Below are 15,906 nucleotides of genomic sequence, written 5' to 3' on the forward strand. Positions count from 1 at the left end.
ATAAAAATTCATTTTTATAATTAATTATTCATCAAGAGGTGGGCTGTTAGATGGAAGGTTATTTAGTGTTAGAAGATGGAACGGCGTTTGGCGGCGAGCTGGACGGTCATGAAAACTGCACGGGAGAAGCTGTTTTTTTTACAGGAATGACAGGCTACCAGGAAGTGCTGACAGATCCATCATACAAAGGGCAGATTATCGTATTTACCTACCCGCTGATTGGCAACTACGGCATTAACGAAAAGGATTTTGAAAGCAAGAAACCGCAAGTGAAAGCCGCGGTTGTCTATGAGGCGTGTGATCATTTTTCTCATCATGAAGCGGTATACAGCCTCAAGGAGTATTTACAGAAATGGAACATCCCGCTCTTGACTCATGTTGATACGAGGGCTGTCGTGAAAAAAATCCGCGCAAACGGAACGATGGGTGCGACTGTCACAGCCTCTAAAGAAGCAGCTGATGTCGCCCTTCAGCCTGAGAACGTGGCAGAACAGGCTTCAGCACAGGAAATCAGCACATTCGGAGATGGTAATAAACATATCGCCCTCATTGATTTCGGCTATAAAAAGTCAATTGCGTCATCACTCGTCAAACGAGGCTGTAAGGTCACCGTGGTGCCGTATCAGCAAATGGAAGCTGTATACGATATAAAGCCGGACGGCATTGTGTTATCGAACGGACCTGGAGACCCGAAAGCCATTCAGCCGTATTTAGGAAAGATCAAAAGCATCATCAGCCGTTATCCGACTCTCGGCATCTGTCTCGGACACCAGCTAATCGCGCTCGCGTTCGGAGCGAATACATTCAAACTGCCATTCGGACACAGGGGCGCAAATCACCCGGTCATCGACCGTGAAACGAAACGCGTCTTCATGACAAGCCAAAATCACAGCTATGTGGTTGATGAACAGTCCATTAAGGAAGAAGAGCTCACGATCAGGTTTCATCATGTCAATGATACGTCAGTTGAAGGGCTTGCCCATAAAAAGCTGCCTGTCATGAGTGTTCAATTCCACCCGGAGGCCCATCCCGGACCGGCGGAAAGCGAATGGATTTTTGATGATTATCTAAAGAATGTGATACCAGCAAGGAGAGAAATCGCGCATGCCTAAAGACACCAGTATTTCAAGCATATTAGTAATCGGCTCAGGACCGATCATCATTGGCCAGGCGGCAGAATTTGATTATTCAGGCACTCAAGGGTGCATCGCGCTGAAGGAGGAAGGCTATCGGGTGATCCTCGTCAATAACAATCCGGCGACAATTATGACCGATGAAGCCTTCGCTGATGACATTTATTTTGAGCCGCTGACAGCAGAAAGCCTGACAGCCATCATTAAAAAAGAGCAGCCTGATGGACTTCTTGCCAATTTAGGCGGGCAGACCGCGTTGAATTTAGCGGTGGCGCTTGAAGAAACAGGTGTTTTAAAAGAGCACGGCGTCAAACTTCTCGGCACATCCGTTGAGACGATACAAAAAGGAGAAGACCGGGAAAAATTCCGTTCGTTAATGAACGAATTGAACCAGCCCGTGCCGGAGAGTGAAATTGTTGATAACGAGACCGACGCCATCCGTTTTGCGGAATCCATCGGTTTTCCTGTCATTATCAGACCTGCTTATACATTAGGCGGAAAGGGCGGAGGAATCGCTCCTGATAAAGAAGCCTTTACAGCCATGATCAAGCAGGCGCTATTAGCAAGCCCGATCAGTCAATGCCTTGTGGAAAAAAGCATTGCCGGCTTTAAAGAAATCGAATACGAAGTCATGCGTGACAGTAATAACACATGCATCACCGTGTGCAACATGGAAAACATCGATCCGGTCGGTGTGCATACAGGTGACTCTATCGTTGTGGCGCCGTCACAAACATTGACGGATGAAGACTATCAAATGCTCCGGACGGCAAGTCTGACGATCATCTCGGCACTTGATGTCGTAGGCGGCTGCAATATCCAATTCGCGCTTGATCCATTCAGCAAGCAATATTACGTCATCGAGGTCAATCCGCGGGTGAGCCGGTCATCGGCTCTCGCGTCTAAAGCAACCGGTTATCCGATTGCGAAGATGGCTGCGAAACTGGCAGTCGGATACACCCTTGATGAGCTGAAAAATCCGCTCACAGGATCGACTTACGCAAGCTTTGAACCTGCGCTGGACTATGTGATCGTCAAATTTCCGCGCTGGCCGTTTGATAAATTCAAAAACGCAGACCGCAAGCTTGGCACAAAAATGAAAGCCACCGGAGAAGTGATGGCGATTGAACGGAACTTAGAAGCGGCGATACAAAAGGCAGCGGCATCCCTTGAACTGAAAAATATCGGTACGCACCTTCCAGAGCTCAGCGGCTTGTCGATTGAAGCGCTATGGGAGTTGGCAGTCACTCCGGACGACCGCAGATTTTTCGTTGTCATGGAGCTGCTGAGCCGCAGCGTGACGATTCATGACATTCATGCAAAAACAAAAATTGATCCGTTTTTCCTGCATACCTTTGACAACATCATCAAACTGGAAAACCGCATGATGGAAGAGGGCGGCGATCTCTCTTTTGACTTATTGAAAAAAGCAAAGGAAAAAGGATTTTCAGATGCAACGATTGGCTCGCTGATCGGCAAAACAGAAGAAGAGGTGCGCGCGCTTCGCAAGGAGATGGGCATTGCGCCTTCCTTCAAAATTGTCGATACCTGCGCGGCTGAATTTGATGCGAAAACAAACTACTTTTACTCCACATATTTCGGAGAGAGCGATGGGGACATCAGCCGCAAAGAGAAAAAACGCGCGCTGATTATCGGTTCAGGACCGATCCGGATCGGCCAAGGTGTTGAATTTGATTACAGTGCCGTTCACGGTGTGCTGACACTGCAAGAGCTAGGGTTCGAAACAATCATGATTAACAATAATCCGGAAACGGTCAGTACCGATTATGAAATTGCAGACCGCCTGTATTTTGAACCGATGACAACGGAGCACATTTTAAACGTGGCGGAGCAGGAAAATATTGATTTTGCAATCGTGCAATTCGGCGGCCAAACCGCGATCAATGCTTCTGAAGCACTCGAAAAAGCCGGCATTACCCTTCTCGGCACCTCGTTTGAAACGCTCGATGTGTTGGAGGATCGTGATCAGTTCTATCAGCTTCTTGATGAGCTTGGACTGAACCACGCAAAAGGAGAAATCGCTTATACAAAAGAAGAGGCCGCTGCAAAAGCTGATGAGATCGGCTTTCCGGTGCTAATCCGTCCATCTTACGTCATCGGCGGAATGGGCATGATCATTGTTGACTCGCAAGCCCAGCTTTCTCAGCTGCTGAACGGTGAGGACAGCATGCCGTACCCGATTTTAATTGATCAGTATGTGTCAGGAAAAGAAGTCGAAATTGATTTGATTTCCGACGGTGAGGATGTCTTTATCCCGACATATACCGAGCATATTGAACGGGCTGGTGTCCATTCGGGAGACAGCTTTGCCATCCTTCCCGGACCGTCCATCACAAGCGGGCTGCAGCAGGGCATAAAAGATGCCGCGCAAAAAATTGCCCGAAAGCTTTCATTTAAAGGCATCATGAACATCCAATTTGTGATCGACAGTGGAAACATTCTCGTTCTTGAAGTGAATCCGAGAGCGAGCCGCACGGTTCCTGTCGTCAGCAAAGTAATGGGCGTTCCAATGATCCCGCTTGCCACACGTTTGCTTGCGGGGGCGTCTTTAAAAGATCTAAACCCGGCAGTTCAAAATCACCATGGGGTTGCCGTGAAGTTCCCTGTTTTTTCTTCTCATGCGATCCAGGATGTGGACGTCAAGCTTGGGCCGGAAATGAAATCAACGGGAGAAGGCATGTGTGTCGCTTACGATGCTGACAGCGCCTTGAAAAAAATCTATGCACGTGTCTGGAATCAAAAAGGAAGCATTTATTTGCACAACGGACCGGAAGATATGAAGGAGTTAGCGGAGAACGCCGGCTTTACCGTTCATAAAGGAACATTTGCCTCATGGATGCAACAGGAAGGAAAAGCGCTCCACATCAATTTGAGCGGCTCCGAAGAAGCGCGCAAAGAACGTTTGGAAGCCATGACACACGGCATCACTGTCTTTACAGAAGAAGAAACCGTGCGGGCGTTTTTACAAAGCGGCTCGGGCGAACCTCAGCCTGTATCTCTCAAAGACCTCTATAAAAAGGAAGTGGCATCATGCACACAGTGACGCAAACCAGTTTATACGGAAAAGATTTATTAACGTTAAAGGATCTTAGCAAACAGGATATAAACGCCTTGCTCGCAGAAGCCGGTGAACTGAAACAAAACAAAATCCAGCCTATTTTCCAAGGCAAAATCTTGGCGATGATTTTTGAAAAATCATCAACGCGGACCCGTGTTTCATTTGAAGCCGGCATGGCGCAGCTGGGCGGGAGCGCCCTCTTCTTAAGCCAGAAAGATCTTCAGCTGGGACGCGGTGAGACTGTCGCAGATACGGCAAAAGTGTTGTCTGGTTATGTGGATGCCATTATGATCCGGACCTTTGAGCATGAAAAGGTGGAGGAGCTTGCCAAAGAAGCTGACATTCCGGTCATCAACGGACTTACCGATAAATACCACCCATGTCAGGCGCTGGCGGATCTCTTGACGATAAAGGAAATGAAAGGGGAGCTTAAAGGCGTGAAAGTCGCGTACATCGGTGACGGAAATAACGTGGCGCACTCCTTAATGATCGGCTGCGCCAAGATGGGCTGTGATATCTCGATCGCTTCGCCAAAGGGATACGAGGTATTAGATGAAGCTGTTGAAGCGGCAAAATCTGCAGCGCTTCAAACAGGTGCTACCATCACGCTTACGGCTGATCCGATTGAAGCTGTAAAAGACGCGGATGTGATTTATTCTGATGTGTTCACGAGTATGGGGCAGGAAGCGGAAGAACAAGAGCGTCTCGCTGTCTTTGCGCCTTATCAGGTGAATGCGGCGCTTGTCCGCCACGCCAAGCCTGATTATACATTTTTACATTGCCTCCCCGCACACCGTGAGGAAGAAGTGACTGCGGAGATTATCGACGGGCCGAATTCTGCGGTATTCCAGCAAGCGGAAAACCGTCTCCATGTGCAAAAAGCCCTGTTGAAAGCCATTTTATACAAAGGGGAATAAGCAAAAAACTGCTGAGCCAGACTCAGCAGTTTTTTTTGATGGAAACATATTCACAGCCGATTAGGCGCATACTACAGGAAAAAGGAAAAGGAGGAAAAACAGTGGGACAGCAGCATCAATTCCGGCCCGGGCAAAAAGCGCCCAACAATGGCATCTATGTTGAAATCGGCGAAACGGGAAGCATGGTTAAGAATCCTCAAAAAATCCATCTGTCAGCAGGGGAAATGTTCCCCGAAACATCAAATCACAACCGGCTGTGGACTTATAAAAGAAAGCCGTGATCAAGAAAAAAACCCAAAACAATAAATGTTTTGGGTTTTTTAGCTTTTTAATGCTGGCTTGCATTTTTGTTCATAGGCATGATTTCCGCTAAAACCATGATTAAGACATACAGTACAACAGCAATGACTGATGATGATTTGAAATCATACGCAACGCTGTTCATGCTGGCAATCAAGTAGCATGCCATATGTGATAAAAGGAACGTCCAAATAAAGGCAATAATATATCGCACGTTTCCACCTCGTCCTTCTCATTCTATTCTAAAAGTTATCATACCATACAAAAAGCGAAGGGGGAATCCAATTTTAGAAGAAAGTGAGGTGACAAAAGAGTCTGATTCATCACACTTTAATGATAAAATATAAAAAACGTTAATCAGTATATTAGCCAAAACTGTAAAGGCTAGGACTTTACCTTATTCGTTTCTTTTCTTTTTACATAAGATAGCGTGAGATGGAGTGTGAAAGGAGGCGGGCAAGCGATGGGAATAACGGAAAGGTATTTTCAATTGGGAACGGAGCAGAATGTCATTCACCTGCCCTATCGCCCGAACGGCTTCGGCATTTTTATCCTTGGAGACAGAACCCACTTTGTGGGGAATGATTCAAGCTTTTGGCTTCAGCATTACGGCAGAAACCAGCTGCTGAACATGCTGAGGAATGAAGGATATACCCTTTTCAACAGCAATCTGTTCGGGAGGCATTGGGGTGCGGAAAAAGCGGTTACCTATGCCAAACAGCTGATACATTTCGTGCTGAAGCAGGAAATACTCAATCCGAAGATTCATATTTTAGCAGAAGGCATGGGTGCTCTCGTAGCCGATGAACTGCTTCGTTTTTCCCCGGATCATATCCGCTCAGCCGCAATGTTGAATCCTTGTCTCGATCTTCAGGCACATTATGAATCAGAAAAAGAAAATAAATTTTTCTATAAGCAATTTTTGAAAGAGGTATCGGAAAGCTACGGTATTTCTGAAAAAGAAGCGGAAGCGCTTCGTTACAAAACAATCGAAAGCTACCCGAGCGGCGTGCCTGTTCATATGTGGCAGCGTATGACTGGAGCTCCCTATCCGTACAGCGTACATGCGGAAGTATTCAAGGAAAAACAGCAAAAGCAAGGCTCACCGGTCGATATGACATTTCACTTATTTGAGCATCCAAGCAGAATTTATGCATCAATCTGCAAATTCTTTCATAGTCATGAAAAAGAGTTATAAAGAATACAATAACAACAGCCTTCACTTTTGCGGAGGCTGTTTTGCTTTGGAAAATGCAACCAGAAGGGCGGCAGATGCAATGGAATCAACGCTGATTGTAGGTGCGGACGAATTTTTCGGCCTTTCATTGTGCGAGCGAATGATGGATGAAGGCATACATGTTGACGTTATTCTGGCGGAAACAGAAGATGAAATGAGACAAATGTACTTAGAAGAAAGACTCATGTGGCTTGGGAGAAATGAACTCTTTCGCCAGCTTGAACACATCGGGGAGCGAAAATATGATACAATTTGTATCCAGTTCGGCGGCTTTTTGCCTTTAGATCAATTCGATTCTCCTTATATATTAGTCTATGAACAAGACCGTAAAGAATGGGAAAAACGCGAAAAGACGGGCTCGGAAACAACGGTGATTCTGCCGGAAATGTATGGGCCCTGGAAAGAAGAAACCGACGAAGACGGCTATTACGCAGACGATGTGGCAGACGAGCTGCTGAGATTCCTGCTGGAGCCAAGCCGCGATAGCAAAAATCAGGTATTTGATTTGCAAGTCACAGAAAAAACCTCAAAAGAAGAAGCGAAAACAAAAATTTTCGAGTGGAAAAGACAATTTTCATCAATTTTCGACAAATATTAAGAAAAACCTTCCATGTTTCGAGTTTTCTAGATACAATAAACGTATAAAAATGATACACGTTATAGCTTGTCAAAAGGAGTTGAACATGACTTGATCAAAAGGCTTGTCATGATCTTTTCTGTCCTCCTTTTATTGAGCGGATGTGGACAAACTCCGTTTAAAGGAAAAATTGAGAAGGTCGGCATGCTCTTTCCTGATACGATTAATGACCTCGTATGGGGCACAAAAGGGTATAAAGGATTACTGAATATACAGTCAAAATACAATGTGGACGTCTACTATAAAGAAGGCGTTAAAACAGATGAAGATATCATAAATGCGATTGAGGATTTTCATAAGCGGGGCGTCAATCTTCTCTATGGCCATGGGAGTGAATATGCAGAGGTGTTTAACCTGGTCAGCGAAGATTATCCAGATATGGAATTCGTTATTTCTAATGCGAAATCGAAAGCTGATAATGTGACGAGTGTCCATTTTAGCGGGGAAGCAATGGGCTTTTTTGGAGGAATGACAGCTGCCCATATGTCGAAAACGAATCAGGTCGGTGTGATTGCTTCCTTTACATGGCAGCCGGAGGTTGACGGTTTTATCAAAGGAGCCAAATATGAAAATCCGGATATAGAAGTAAACACGAAATATACGGATCATTGGGATGATGATACGACAGCAGTGAAGCTTTATCAAAAAATGAAGAATGAAGGCGCGGATGTTGTGTATCCCGCCGGAGACGGGTATAATGTTCCTGTCATTCAGCAAATCAAAAAAGACGGCCTTTATGCCATCGGCTACGTCACAGATCAATCGGAGCTGGGCGAGAATACCGTCTTAACCAGCACGGTGCAGAATGTGGACAAGGCCTATGAAATCATCGCTGAGCAATTCAACAAAGGCACCCTTGAAGGCGGCGATCATTACTACGACCTGAAAACGAGAGTTGTTGAAATGGGAACCTTCAGCCCGCTCGTCGATAAAGACTTTCAGCAAAGAATCGCCAAGCTGATCAAAACATACAACAAAACAGGCGAACTGCCAAAAAACGAGTAATGGAGTGATGTCACATGCAACACGAAAAATCACTTGAGTTCTTGCAAATTGCCATGAAATATCTCCCTGAAGCGAAAGAACAGCTTGAAAAATCAGGCATTAAGCTGTCAATGGAGACCATGCAGCCGTTTATGAATCTATTTACAACGGTAATGGCGGAAGCTTATGAGCTTGGCAAGTCTGACGCGAATTCTGAAACCGAATAAAAAGAAGCCACTTTTTCGAAAGTGGCTTTTCACATGATTTTCTTTTTAATAGCGGAAATCATCGGGGCAAGCTCCTTTAAAGCGGGCTTAATTTGATCAAGAGAGTTCATAATTGAACCGATTTGGTCCATAATATGCATGTAATTAATCGTCTCTTCTTCGTTTGTCTGGGAAACCTCCTCTTGTTGCTCCTCCTTCTCAGCAGTTTGTTTTGGGGAATCGCCGAACATCATTTTTGAAAACACATCCAACTGCATACGCCTCCTTTCTATATACAATACTCTATGAGTAAGATGAACTGATAGTTTAGACGAATATATTGCCATGTGAAAAAAAATAGGATAGAATTAGTACCTGATACTAATAATTGATCACAACCTGATTGATCTTCTAAATTTACGATATAAAGGAGTCTTCCCTTATGAAAGCTGGAATACTTGGTGTTGGACGTTACATTCCTGAGAAGGTTTTAACAAATCATGATCTTGAAAAAATGGTTGAAACTTCTGACGAGTGGATTCGTACCAGAACAGGAATAGAAGAAAGAAGAATTGCCGCAGATGATGTCTATTCATCACATATGGCTGTTGCAGCAGCGAAAAAGGCGCTGGAACAAGCTGAAGTGGCAGCTGAGGACCTGGATATGATCCTGGTTGCAACTGTTACACCTGATCAGGCATTTCCTACGGTCTCTTGTATGATTCAAGAACAGCTCGGCGCGAAGAAAGCGTGTGCTATGGATATCAGCGCGGCTTGTGCGGGCTTCATGTACGGGGTTGTAACCGGTAAACAATTTATTGAATCCGGAACCTACAAGCATGTTCTTGTTGTCGGTGTAGAAAAGCTCTCAAGCATTACAGACTGGGAAGACCGCAATACAGCCGTTCTGTTTGGAGACGGAGCAGGTGCTGCGGTAGTCGGTCCAGTCAGCGATGACAAAGGAATCCTTTCATTTGAACTGGGAGCAGACGGCACAGGCGGTCAGCACTTGTATCTAAATGAAAAACGACATACAATCATGAATGGACGAGAAGTTTTCAAATTTGCAGTCCGCCAAATGGGAGAATCGTGCGTAAATGTCATTGAAAAAGCCGGACTCTCAAAAGAGGACGTCGACTTTTTGATTCCGCATCAGGCGAATATCCGCATCATGGAAGCCGCTCGCGAGCGGCTAGAGCTTCCTGTCGAAAAGATGTCTAAAACCGTTCATAAATATGGAAATACTTCTGCCGCATCGATTCCGATCTCTCTAGTAGAAGAATTGGAAGCTGGTAAAATCAAAGACGGCGATGTGGTCGTAATGGTAGGGTTCGGCGGAGGATTAACATGGGGCGCCATTGCAATCCGCTGGGGCCGATAAAAAAAGGTGAGGTGCACACAAGATGAGTAAAAAAAGAGTAGTTGTTACAGGACTTGGAGCATTGTCTCCGCTTGGCAACGACGTCGATACAAGCTGGAATAACGCGATCAACGGTGTGTCCGGAATCGGTCCGATCACTCGTGTTGATGCTGAAGAATATCCGGCAAAAGTAGCCGCTGAGTTAAAAGACTTCAATGTTGAAGATTATATGGATAAAAAAGAAGCCAGAAAAATGGACCGCTTTACACAATATGCGGTTGTAGCTGCGAAAATGGCAGTTGAAGACGCAGATCTTAACATTACGGATGAGATCGCGCCGAGAGTCGGTGTTTGGGTAGGTTCCGGTATCGGAGGACTTGAAACACTAGAATCTCAATTTGAAATTTTCTTAACAAAAGGACCAAGACGGGTAAGCCCGTTTTTCGTGCCAATGATGATTCCTGATATGGCGACAGGCCAGATTTCTATTGCATTAGGAGCGAAAGGAGTCAACTCTTGTACGGTTACAGCATGTGCTACAGGAACGAACTCTATCGGTGACGCGTTTAAAGTCATTCAGCGCGGCGATGCGGACGTTATGGTGACAGGCGGAACGGAAGCGCCGCTGACAAGAATGTCATTCGCGGGCTTCAGTGCCAACAAAGCACTGTCTACGAATCCAGACCCGAAAACAGCGAGCCGCCCGTTCGATAAAAACCGTGATGGCTTTGTCATGGGGGAAGGTGCAGGGATTATCGTTCTTGAAGAGCTTGAGCATGCCCTGGCCCGCGGCGCTAAAATTTACGGAGAAATTGTCGGCTACGGCTCAACAGGAGACGCTTATCATATCACAGCGCCGGCACAAGACGGTGAAGGCGGAGCGAGAGCGATGCAAGAAGCCATTAAAGATGCCGGCATTGCGCCTGAAGAAATTGATTATATCAATGCTCACGGGACAAGCACGTATTATAATGACAAATACGAAACAATGGCGATTAAAACCGTATTCGGCGAACATGCGCATAAACTTGCGGTAAGCTCTACAAAATCGATGACTGGCCACCTCTTAGGGGCAGCCGGCGGTATTGAAGCGATTTTCTCTGTGCTTGCCATTAAAGAAGGTGTGATCCCGCCGACAATCAATATTCAAACACCTGACGAAGAATGCGATTTAGATTATGTGCCTGACGAAGCCCGCAGACAGGAACTCAATTATGTTCTCAGTAACTCATTGGGATTCGGCGGACACAATGCAACATTAATCTTTAAGAAATATCAATCATAATTACGCCAAACCGGCTGCCTTTAAAGGGTAGCCGGTTTTTTTTGTGCGCATAGGATAAAAAGAGGAGGCGATCACATGAGTGTAGAACAAACATATAACTGGCTCGGGCAGGCTGCTTCAATAGATGATTTGGCGCATTACATTGTACCGCTTTTTTCAGGTGCGGAGAAAAAGAACTGGAAAGGCATTCTGGACCATCTTCAGCATCATGGAATGTTTAAAAACATAAAAGAGGGTATTCATACTGCTTTGAAACTGAAAGAAAAAGGATTTTACGAGCATATTCTTAAGGAAGAACAGTATCTCAAAAACAAATGGCAAGGTCCTGATGTACCGATTGTTCCGCTGCCGGTTGATGAGCGAAACAGAAGAATTCGTTTAGACTTCGGTTCAAAATCAGGACTCGCCTTTCAAGACAAAATGTTCCTCTTTCTCTCGTCACATTTGAGTTTTGCATCGGTATCTGCCCTGATGACACATGAATATCATCACGTTTGCCGGTTAGAGCATCTGACAAAAGAGGAAAAGAATGTCACATTACTTGATACAATCATCATGGAAGGTCTGGCAGAATATGCTGTTTATGAGAGGTTCGGCCGAAGCCAAACGGCTGAATGGACATCTTGGTATACCCCCGAGCAGCTGCAAGCTTTATACGAAAAAAAGATTGCGCCCCATCAGGATATCAAACGGGACAATCGATTATTCTCCCAGCTGCTATTCGGCAAAGGATATCAGCCTAAAATGCTTGGATACGCAGTCGGATTCAATATTGTAAAAAAATATTTAACAGCCAACAAAGCAAACACGGCAGACGGGCTGTCCATCCCTGCTGAAACCTTTTTGAATGCAACGCTTTAAAAGAATAAAATAATGGAATTTCATTAATAATATTACATTTATCCTAAAAAATTCTTGATTTTGCAAAATGATTGTAATAATATACAACTATAAAATTTTTCGATAATTCAATATTATTTATTATTTCTGAATAAGGGGATTGCTTTCTCTTGAAAACGTTTGAAACAAGAGGGGGAAGGGGAGCTAGCATGAGCACACTTTTAGAAGTGAATAATTTAAAGACTTATTTTTTCAGGAAAAAGGAGCCGATCCCTGCGGTTGACGGAGTCGATTTTCACATTAGCAAAGGCGAAACCGTCGCGCTTGTAGGTGAATCGGGCTCCGGAAAAAGCATTACGTCTTTATCAATTATGGGCCTCGTCCAAAGCTCAGGCGGAAAAATTATGGACGGCTCTATTAAACTCGAAGACAAAGACCTCACCTCATTCACTGAAAACGACTATTGTAAAATCCGCGGAAACGAAGTATCTATGATTTTTCAGGAACCAATGACCTCCCTTAATCCGGTGTTAACAATCGGAGAGCAAATTACCGAAGTGCTGATTTACCACAAAAACATGAAGAAAAAAGAAGCCCGCCAAAGAGCTGTTGAACTCTTGCAGATGGTCGGTTTCTCCCGGGCTGAGCAAATGATGAAGGAATACCCGCACAGGCTGTCCGGCGGCATGAGACAGAGGGTGATGATTGCCATTGCACTCAGCTGTAATCCTAAACTGCTCATTGCCGATGAACCGACAACAGCGCTGGATGTGACGATACAAGCCCAAGTTCTGGAACTCATGAAAGATCTCTGTCAAAAGTTCAATACGTCGATTCTTCTCATTACACACGACTTAGGTGTCGTGTCGGAAGCAGCCGATAGAGTGATTGTCATGTACTGCGGACAAGTCGTGGAAAACGCCACTGTGGACGACTTATTTTTAGAGCCGCTTCATCCTTACACAGAAGGCCTGCTTACCTCCATTCCCGTCATAGATGGAGAGATTGATAAATTAAATGCGATTAAAGGCAGCGTGCCGACACCGGATAATTTGCCGCCGGGATGCCGATTTGCCCCAAGGTGCCCGAAAGCCATGGATAAATGCTGGACAAATCAGCCTTCGCTTTTGACACACAAAAGCGGCAGAACGGTGAGATGCTTTTTATATGAGGAAGAAGGTGCCGAACAATCATGACAGCAGCTAATCAAGAAACAATCTTAGAGCTTCGTGACGTAAAAAAATACTTCCCGATCCGCTCAGGCCTTTTTCAAAGAAAAGTCGGCGATGTAAAAGCAGTGGACGGTGTTTCATTTTCATTACATAAGGGAGAAACACTTGGAATCGTTGGGGAGTCTGGCTGCGGAAAATCGACTGCCGGCAGAACGATGATCAGGCTCTACAAACCGACAGAAGGCCAAATCCTTTTTAAAGGGCAGGATATTTCCAATCTGTCAGAGGAGAAGCTGCGGAAAAGTGTCCGCAAAAATATTCAAATGGTTTTCCAAGATCCATTTGCCTCTTTGAATCCAAGAAAAACGCTGCGTTCTATCATTAAGGAGCCGTTTAATACGCACAACATGTATACGATGCAGGAACGAAACGAGAAAGTCGAAGAACTGCTTGCGAGAGTTGGCCTTCACCCGTCGTTTGCCAGCCGGTATCCCCATGAATTTTCCGGCGGCCAGCGTCAGCGGATCGGCATCGCCAGAGCGCTTACGTTAAATCCAGAACTGATCATTGCAGATGAGCCGGTTTCTGCACTTGATGTATCAATTCAGGCCCAAGTGATTAACTTAATGGAAGAATTGCAGGAAGAATTTAATCTGACGTATCTATTTATCTCTCATGATCTAAGTGTTGTCCGCCATATCAGCGACAGGGTCGGCGTGATGTATCTTGGCAAAATGATGGAACTGACCGGCAAGCATGAGCTTTACGACAATCCGCTTCATCCTTATACCCAAGCTCTTTTATCGTCCGTCCCGGTTACAAGAAGAAAAGGATCTGTCAAACGTGAACGCATCGTCCTGAAGGGAGAACTGCCGAGTCCGGCCAATCCGCCAAAAGGCTGCGTTTTCCACACAAGATGTCCTGTTGCAAAGCCAATATGCAAGGAACAAATACCAGAATTCAAAGAAGCTGCTCCCAGCCATTTTGTGGCTTGTCACCTTTATAGCTAATTGTTGCCCGCACAGCTTTGAGAGGGGGTATGCACACTACATAAACAACAGCTGAGAAGAACGAACATTACAAGAGGGGGAATATCTAATGAAAAGACGGAAAACCGCACTGATGATGCTAAGTGTATTGATGGTTCTGGCCATCTTTTTATCGGCCTGCTCGGGATCAAAATCGAGCAGCAGCAGCGAGAAAAAATCAGCAGGAAAACCGAAGCAAGGCGGGGATTTGGTTGTGGGTTCAATCGGAGCGCCAACGCTTTTCAACTCATTATATTCAACTGATGAATCGAGTACAGATATTGAACAAATGATTTACAGCTTTTTAACGAAAACAGACGAAAACTTAAATGTCAAAATGTCACTGGCGGAAAGTGTGAAAGAGCTGGATGGCGGACTGAAATATGATGTAAAAATCAAAAAAGGCGTTAAGTTCCATGACGGGGAAGAGCTTACTGCTGATGATGTCGTCTTTACGTACAACATTCCGTTGAACAAGGACTACAAAGGAGAGCGCGGCTCTAACTTTGAAATGCTGAAATCGGTAGAGAAAAAGGGAGATTACGAGGTTCTATTTACGCTGAAATACAAAGACCCTAACTTCTATAACAATACGTTAGACAGCTATGGGATTCTGCCGGAGCACATTTTAAAAGACGTACCGGTTGCAGAGCTTGAAGATAATGAGTTTAACAGAAAAAATCCAATCGGTTCAGGGCCTTTCAAATTTAAAGAATGGAAAGACGGACAATACGTCAAGCTCGTTGCCAATGATGACTACTATGACGGCCGTCCGTATTTAGACAGTGTCACATATAAAATCATTCCTGACGCCAATGCAGCAGTTGCCCAGCTTCAAGCAGGCGATATCGATTTCTTTAACGTGCCGTCAACTGACTATAAGACAGCTGAATCGTTTAATAATGTCAAAGTCGTAACAGATTTGGCGTTAAGCTATACGTATATCGGCTGGAATGAGAAAAACGAGCTGTTTAAAGACAAAAAAGTGCGCCAGGCACTTACGACTGCTTTAGACCGTGAAACAATGGTGCAAACCGTATTGGATGGGGACGGGAAGGTTGCTTACATCCCTGAAAGCCCGGTTTCATGGAATTATCCGAAAGATATAGAGGTTCCTAAATTTAAATACAACGTCAAAAAAGCGAAGAAAATGCTGAAAGAAGCCGGCTGGGAAGATACTGACGGTGACGGCATTCTCGATAAAGACGGTAAAAAATTCGAATTTACTCTGAAGACGAATCAAGGAAATAAAGTTCGTGAAGACATTGCAGTTGTTGTTCAAGAACAGCTGAAAAAAGTCGGTATTAAAGTAACGCCGCAAATCGTTGAATGGAGCGCATTGGTAGAACAGACAAATCCGCCTAATTGGGACTATGACGCAATGGTTTTAGGGTGGAGTTTGTCAACGTTCCCGGATCATTATGATATCTTCCATTCCAGCCAGTCTGAAAAAGGCTTGAATAACATGTGGTACAAAAACCCTGAAGTTGATAAGCTTCTGAAAAATGCAAAATCAATCAGCGACCGTGGGGAATACTCTAAAGCTTACGAAAAAATTTACCAAAAGCTTGCTGAAGATCAGCCGTATACCTTCCTTTATTATCCGAACAACCATATGGCGATGCCGGCTAACTTAGAGGGTTATGTGTATCATCCGAAACGCGAGCTGTACCAAATTGAAAAATGGTGGCTTGCCCAATAATTTCCCTTGGAGGGGAGGGAGCGCGT

The 15,906-nt window shown here is 44.9% G+C and carries 16 protein-coding genes; 14 read left to right on the forward strand and 2 right to left on the reverse strand.

The window, feature by feature from the left end; genetic code table 11:
- Positions 1-50: 50 nt before the first annotated feature.
- From EFK13_RS06285 to EFK13_RS06300, 4 genes are all read left to right on the forward strand, one after another.
- Positions 51-1,112, forward strand: coding sequence for a carbamoyl phosphate synthase small subunit (locus EFK13_RS06285; protein ID WP_129506099.1), 1,062 nt, complete (start codon positions 51-53; stop codon positions 1,110-1,112).
- Complete coding sequence (gene carB, locus EFK13_RS06290; protein WP_129506098.1) at positions 1,105-4,197, forward strand: carbamoyl-phosphate synthase (glutamine-hydrolyzing) large subunit; 3,093 nt, start codon at positions 1,105-1,107, stop codon at positions 4,195-4,197. The genes EFK13_RS06285 and carB overlap by 8 nt, the downstream gene beginning before the upstream one ends.
- Positions 4,185-5,129: an ornithine carbamoyltransferase gene (gene argF / locus EFK13_RS06295; protein WP_129506097.1), complete on the forward strand. Its 945-nt coding sequence runs from the start codon at positions 4,185-4,187 to the stop codon at positions 5,127-5,129. The genes carB and argF overlap by 13 nt, the downstream gene beginning before the upstream one ends.
- Positions 5,130-5,230: 101 nt before the next feature.
- Entirely contained in the window at positions 5,231-5,410 is a 180-nt protein-coding gene (locus tag EFK13_RS06300) for a YjzC family protein (protein WP_010329358.1), read from the forward strand.
- A 47-nt stretch (positions 5,411-5,457) separates the two neighbouring features.
- Here EFK13_RS06300 and EFK13_RS06305 read toward each other — a convergent pair whose 3' ends face one another.
- A complete protein-coding gene (locus tag EFK13_RS06305) occupies positions 5,458-5,643 on the reverse strand; it encodes a YjzD family protein (protein WP_129506096.1) in 186 nt (61 codons plus the stop codon).
- A gap of 249 nt (positions 5,644-5,892) precedes the next feature.
- Between EFK13_RS06305 and EFK13_RS06310 the strand changes: the two genes are divergently transcribed.
- The 4 genes from EFK13_RS06310 (at position 5,893) to EFK13_RS06325 (ending at position 8,514) form a co-directional block, all read left to right on the forward strand.
- Positions 5,893-6,627, forward strand: coding sequence for a hypothetical protein (locus EFK13_RS06310; protein ID WP_129506095.1), 735 nt, complete (start codon positions 5,893-5,895; stop codon positions 6,625-6,627).
- Between the two features lie 79 nt (positions 6,628-6,706).
- Positions 6,707-7,264 (forward strand): hypothetical protein, encoded by a 558-nt coding sequence (locus EFK13_RS06315; RefSeq protein WP_129506094.1) that lies wholly within the window; start codon positions 6,707-6,709, stop codon positions 7,262-7,264.
- 90 nt (positions 7,265-7,354) lie between these two features.
- Complete coding sequence (gene med, locus EFK13_RS06320) at positions 7,355-8,308, forward strand: transcriptional regulator Med (RefSeq protein ID WP_129506093.1); 954 nt, start codon at positions 7,355-7,357, stop codon at positions 8,306-8,308.
- A gap of 14 nt (positions 8,309-8,322) precedes the next feature.
- A complete protein-coding gene (locus EFK13_RS06325; RefSeq protein ID WP_129506092.1) occupies positions 8,323-8,514 on the forward strand; it encodes a ComZ family protein in 192 nt (63 codons plus the stop codon).
- A 29-nt stretch (positions 8,515-8,543) separates the two neighbouring features.
- Here the strand turns inward: EFK13_RS06325 and yjzB are convergent, their stop codons facing one another.
- Positions 8,544-8,771 (reverse strand): spore coat protein YjzB, encoded by a 228-nt coding sequence (gene yjzB / locus EFK13_RS06330; RefSeq protein ID WP_129506091.1) that lies wholly within the window; start codon positions 8,769-8,771, stop codon positions 8,544-8,546.
- 164 nt (positions 8,772-8,935) lie between these two features.
- On the opposite strand from yjzB, the gene fabH reads away from it, so the two are divergent.
- The 6 genes from fabH to EFK13_RS06360 all read left to right on the forward strand — a co-directional run bounded on the left by fabH (position 8,936) and on the right by EFK13_RS06360 (position 15,880).
- Positions 8,936-9,874, forward strand: coding sequence for a beta-ketoacyl-ACP synthase III (gene fabH, locus EFK13_RS06335; protein ID WP_129506090.1), 939 nt, complete (start codon positions 8,936-8,938; stop codon positions 9,872-9,874).
- A gap of 22 nt (positions 9,875-9,896) precedes the next feature.
- Complete coding sequence (fabF, locus tag EFK13_RS06340; protein WP_129506089.1) at positions 9,897-11,138, forward strand: beta-ketoacyl-ACP synthase II; 1,242 nt, start codon at positions 9,897-9,899, stop codon at positions 11,136-11,138.
- A 75-nt stretch (positions 11,139-11,213) separates the two neighbouring features.
- Positions 11,214-11,999, forward strand: coding sequence for a DUF2268 domain-containing putative Zn-dependent protease (locus tag EFK13_RS06345; RefSeq protein ID WP_129506088.1), 786 nt, complete (start codon positions 11,214-11,216; stop codon positions 11,997-11,999).
- A 188-nt stretch (positions 12,000-12,187) separates the two neighbouring features.
- Positions 12,188-13,174: an oligopeptide ABC transporter ATP-binding protein AppD gene (appD, locus tag EFK13_RS06350; RefSeq protein ID WP_064813399.1), complete on the forward strand. Its 987-nt coding sequence runs from the start codon at positions 12,188-12,190 to the stop codon at positions 13,172-13,174.
- Positions 13,171-14,160 (forward strand): oligopeptide ABC transporter ATP-binding protein AppF, encoded by a 990-nt coding sequence (gene appF, locus EFK13_RS06355; protein ID WP_129506087.1) that lies wholly within the window; start codon positions 13,171-13,173, stop codon positions 14,158-14,160. Before appD ends, appF begins: the two co-directional genes overlap by 4 nt.
- Positions 14,161-14,248: 88 nt before the next feature.
- Positions 14,249-15,880: a peptide-binding protein gene (locus tag EFK13_RS06360; RefSeq protein WP_129506086.1), complete on the forward strand. Its 1,632-nt coding sequence runs from the start codon at positions 14,249-14,251 to the stop codon at positions 15,878-15,880.
- Positions 15,881-15,906: the final 26 nt, after the last annotated feature.

The organism is Bacillus cabrialesii, from assembly GCF_004124315.2.
Taxonomy (GTDB): domain Bacteria; phylum Bacillota; class Bacilli; order Bacillales; family Bacillaceae; genus Bacillus; species Bacillus cabrialesii.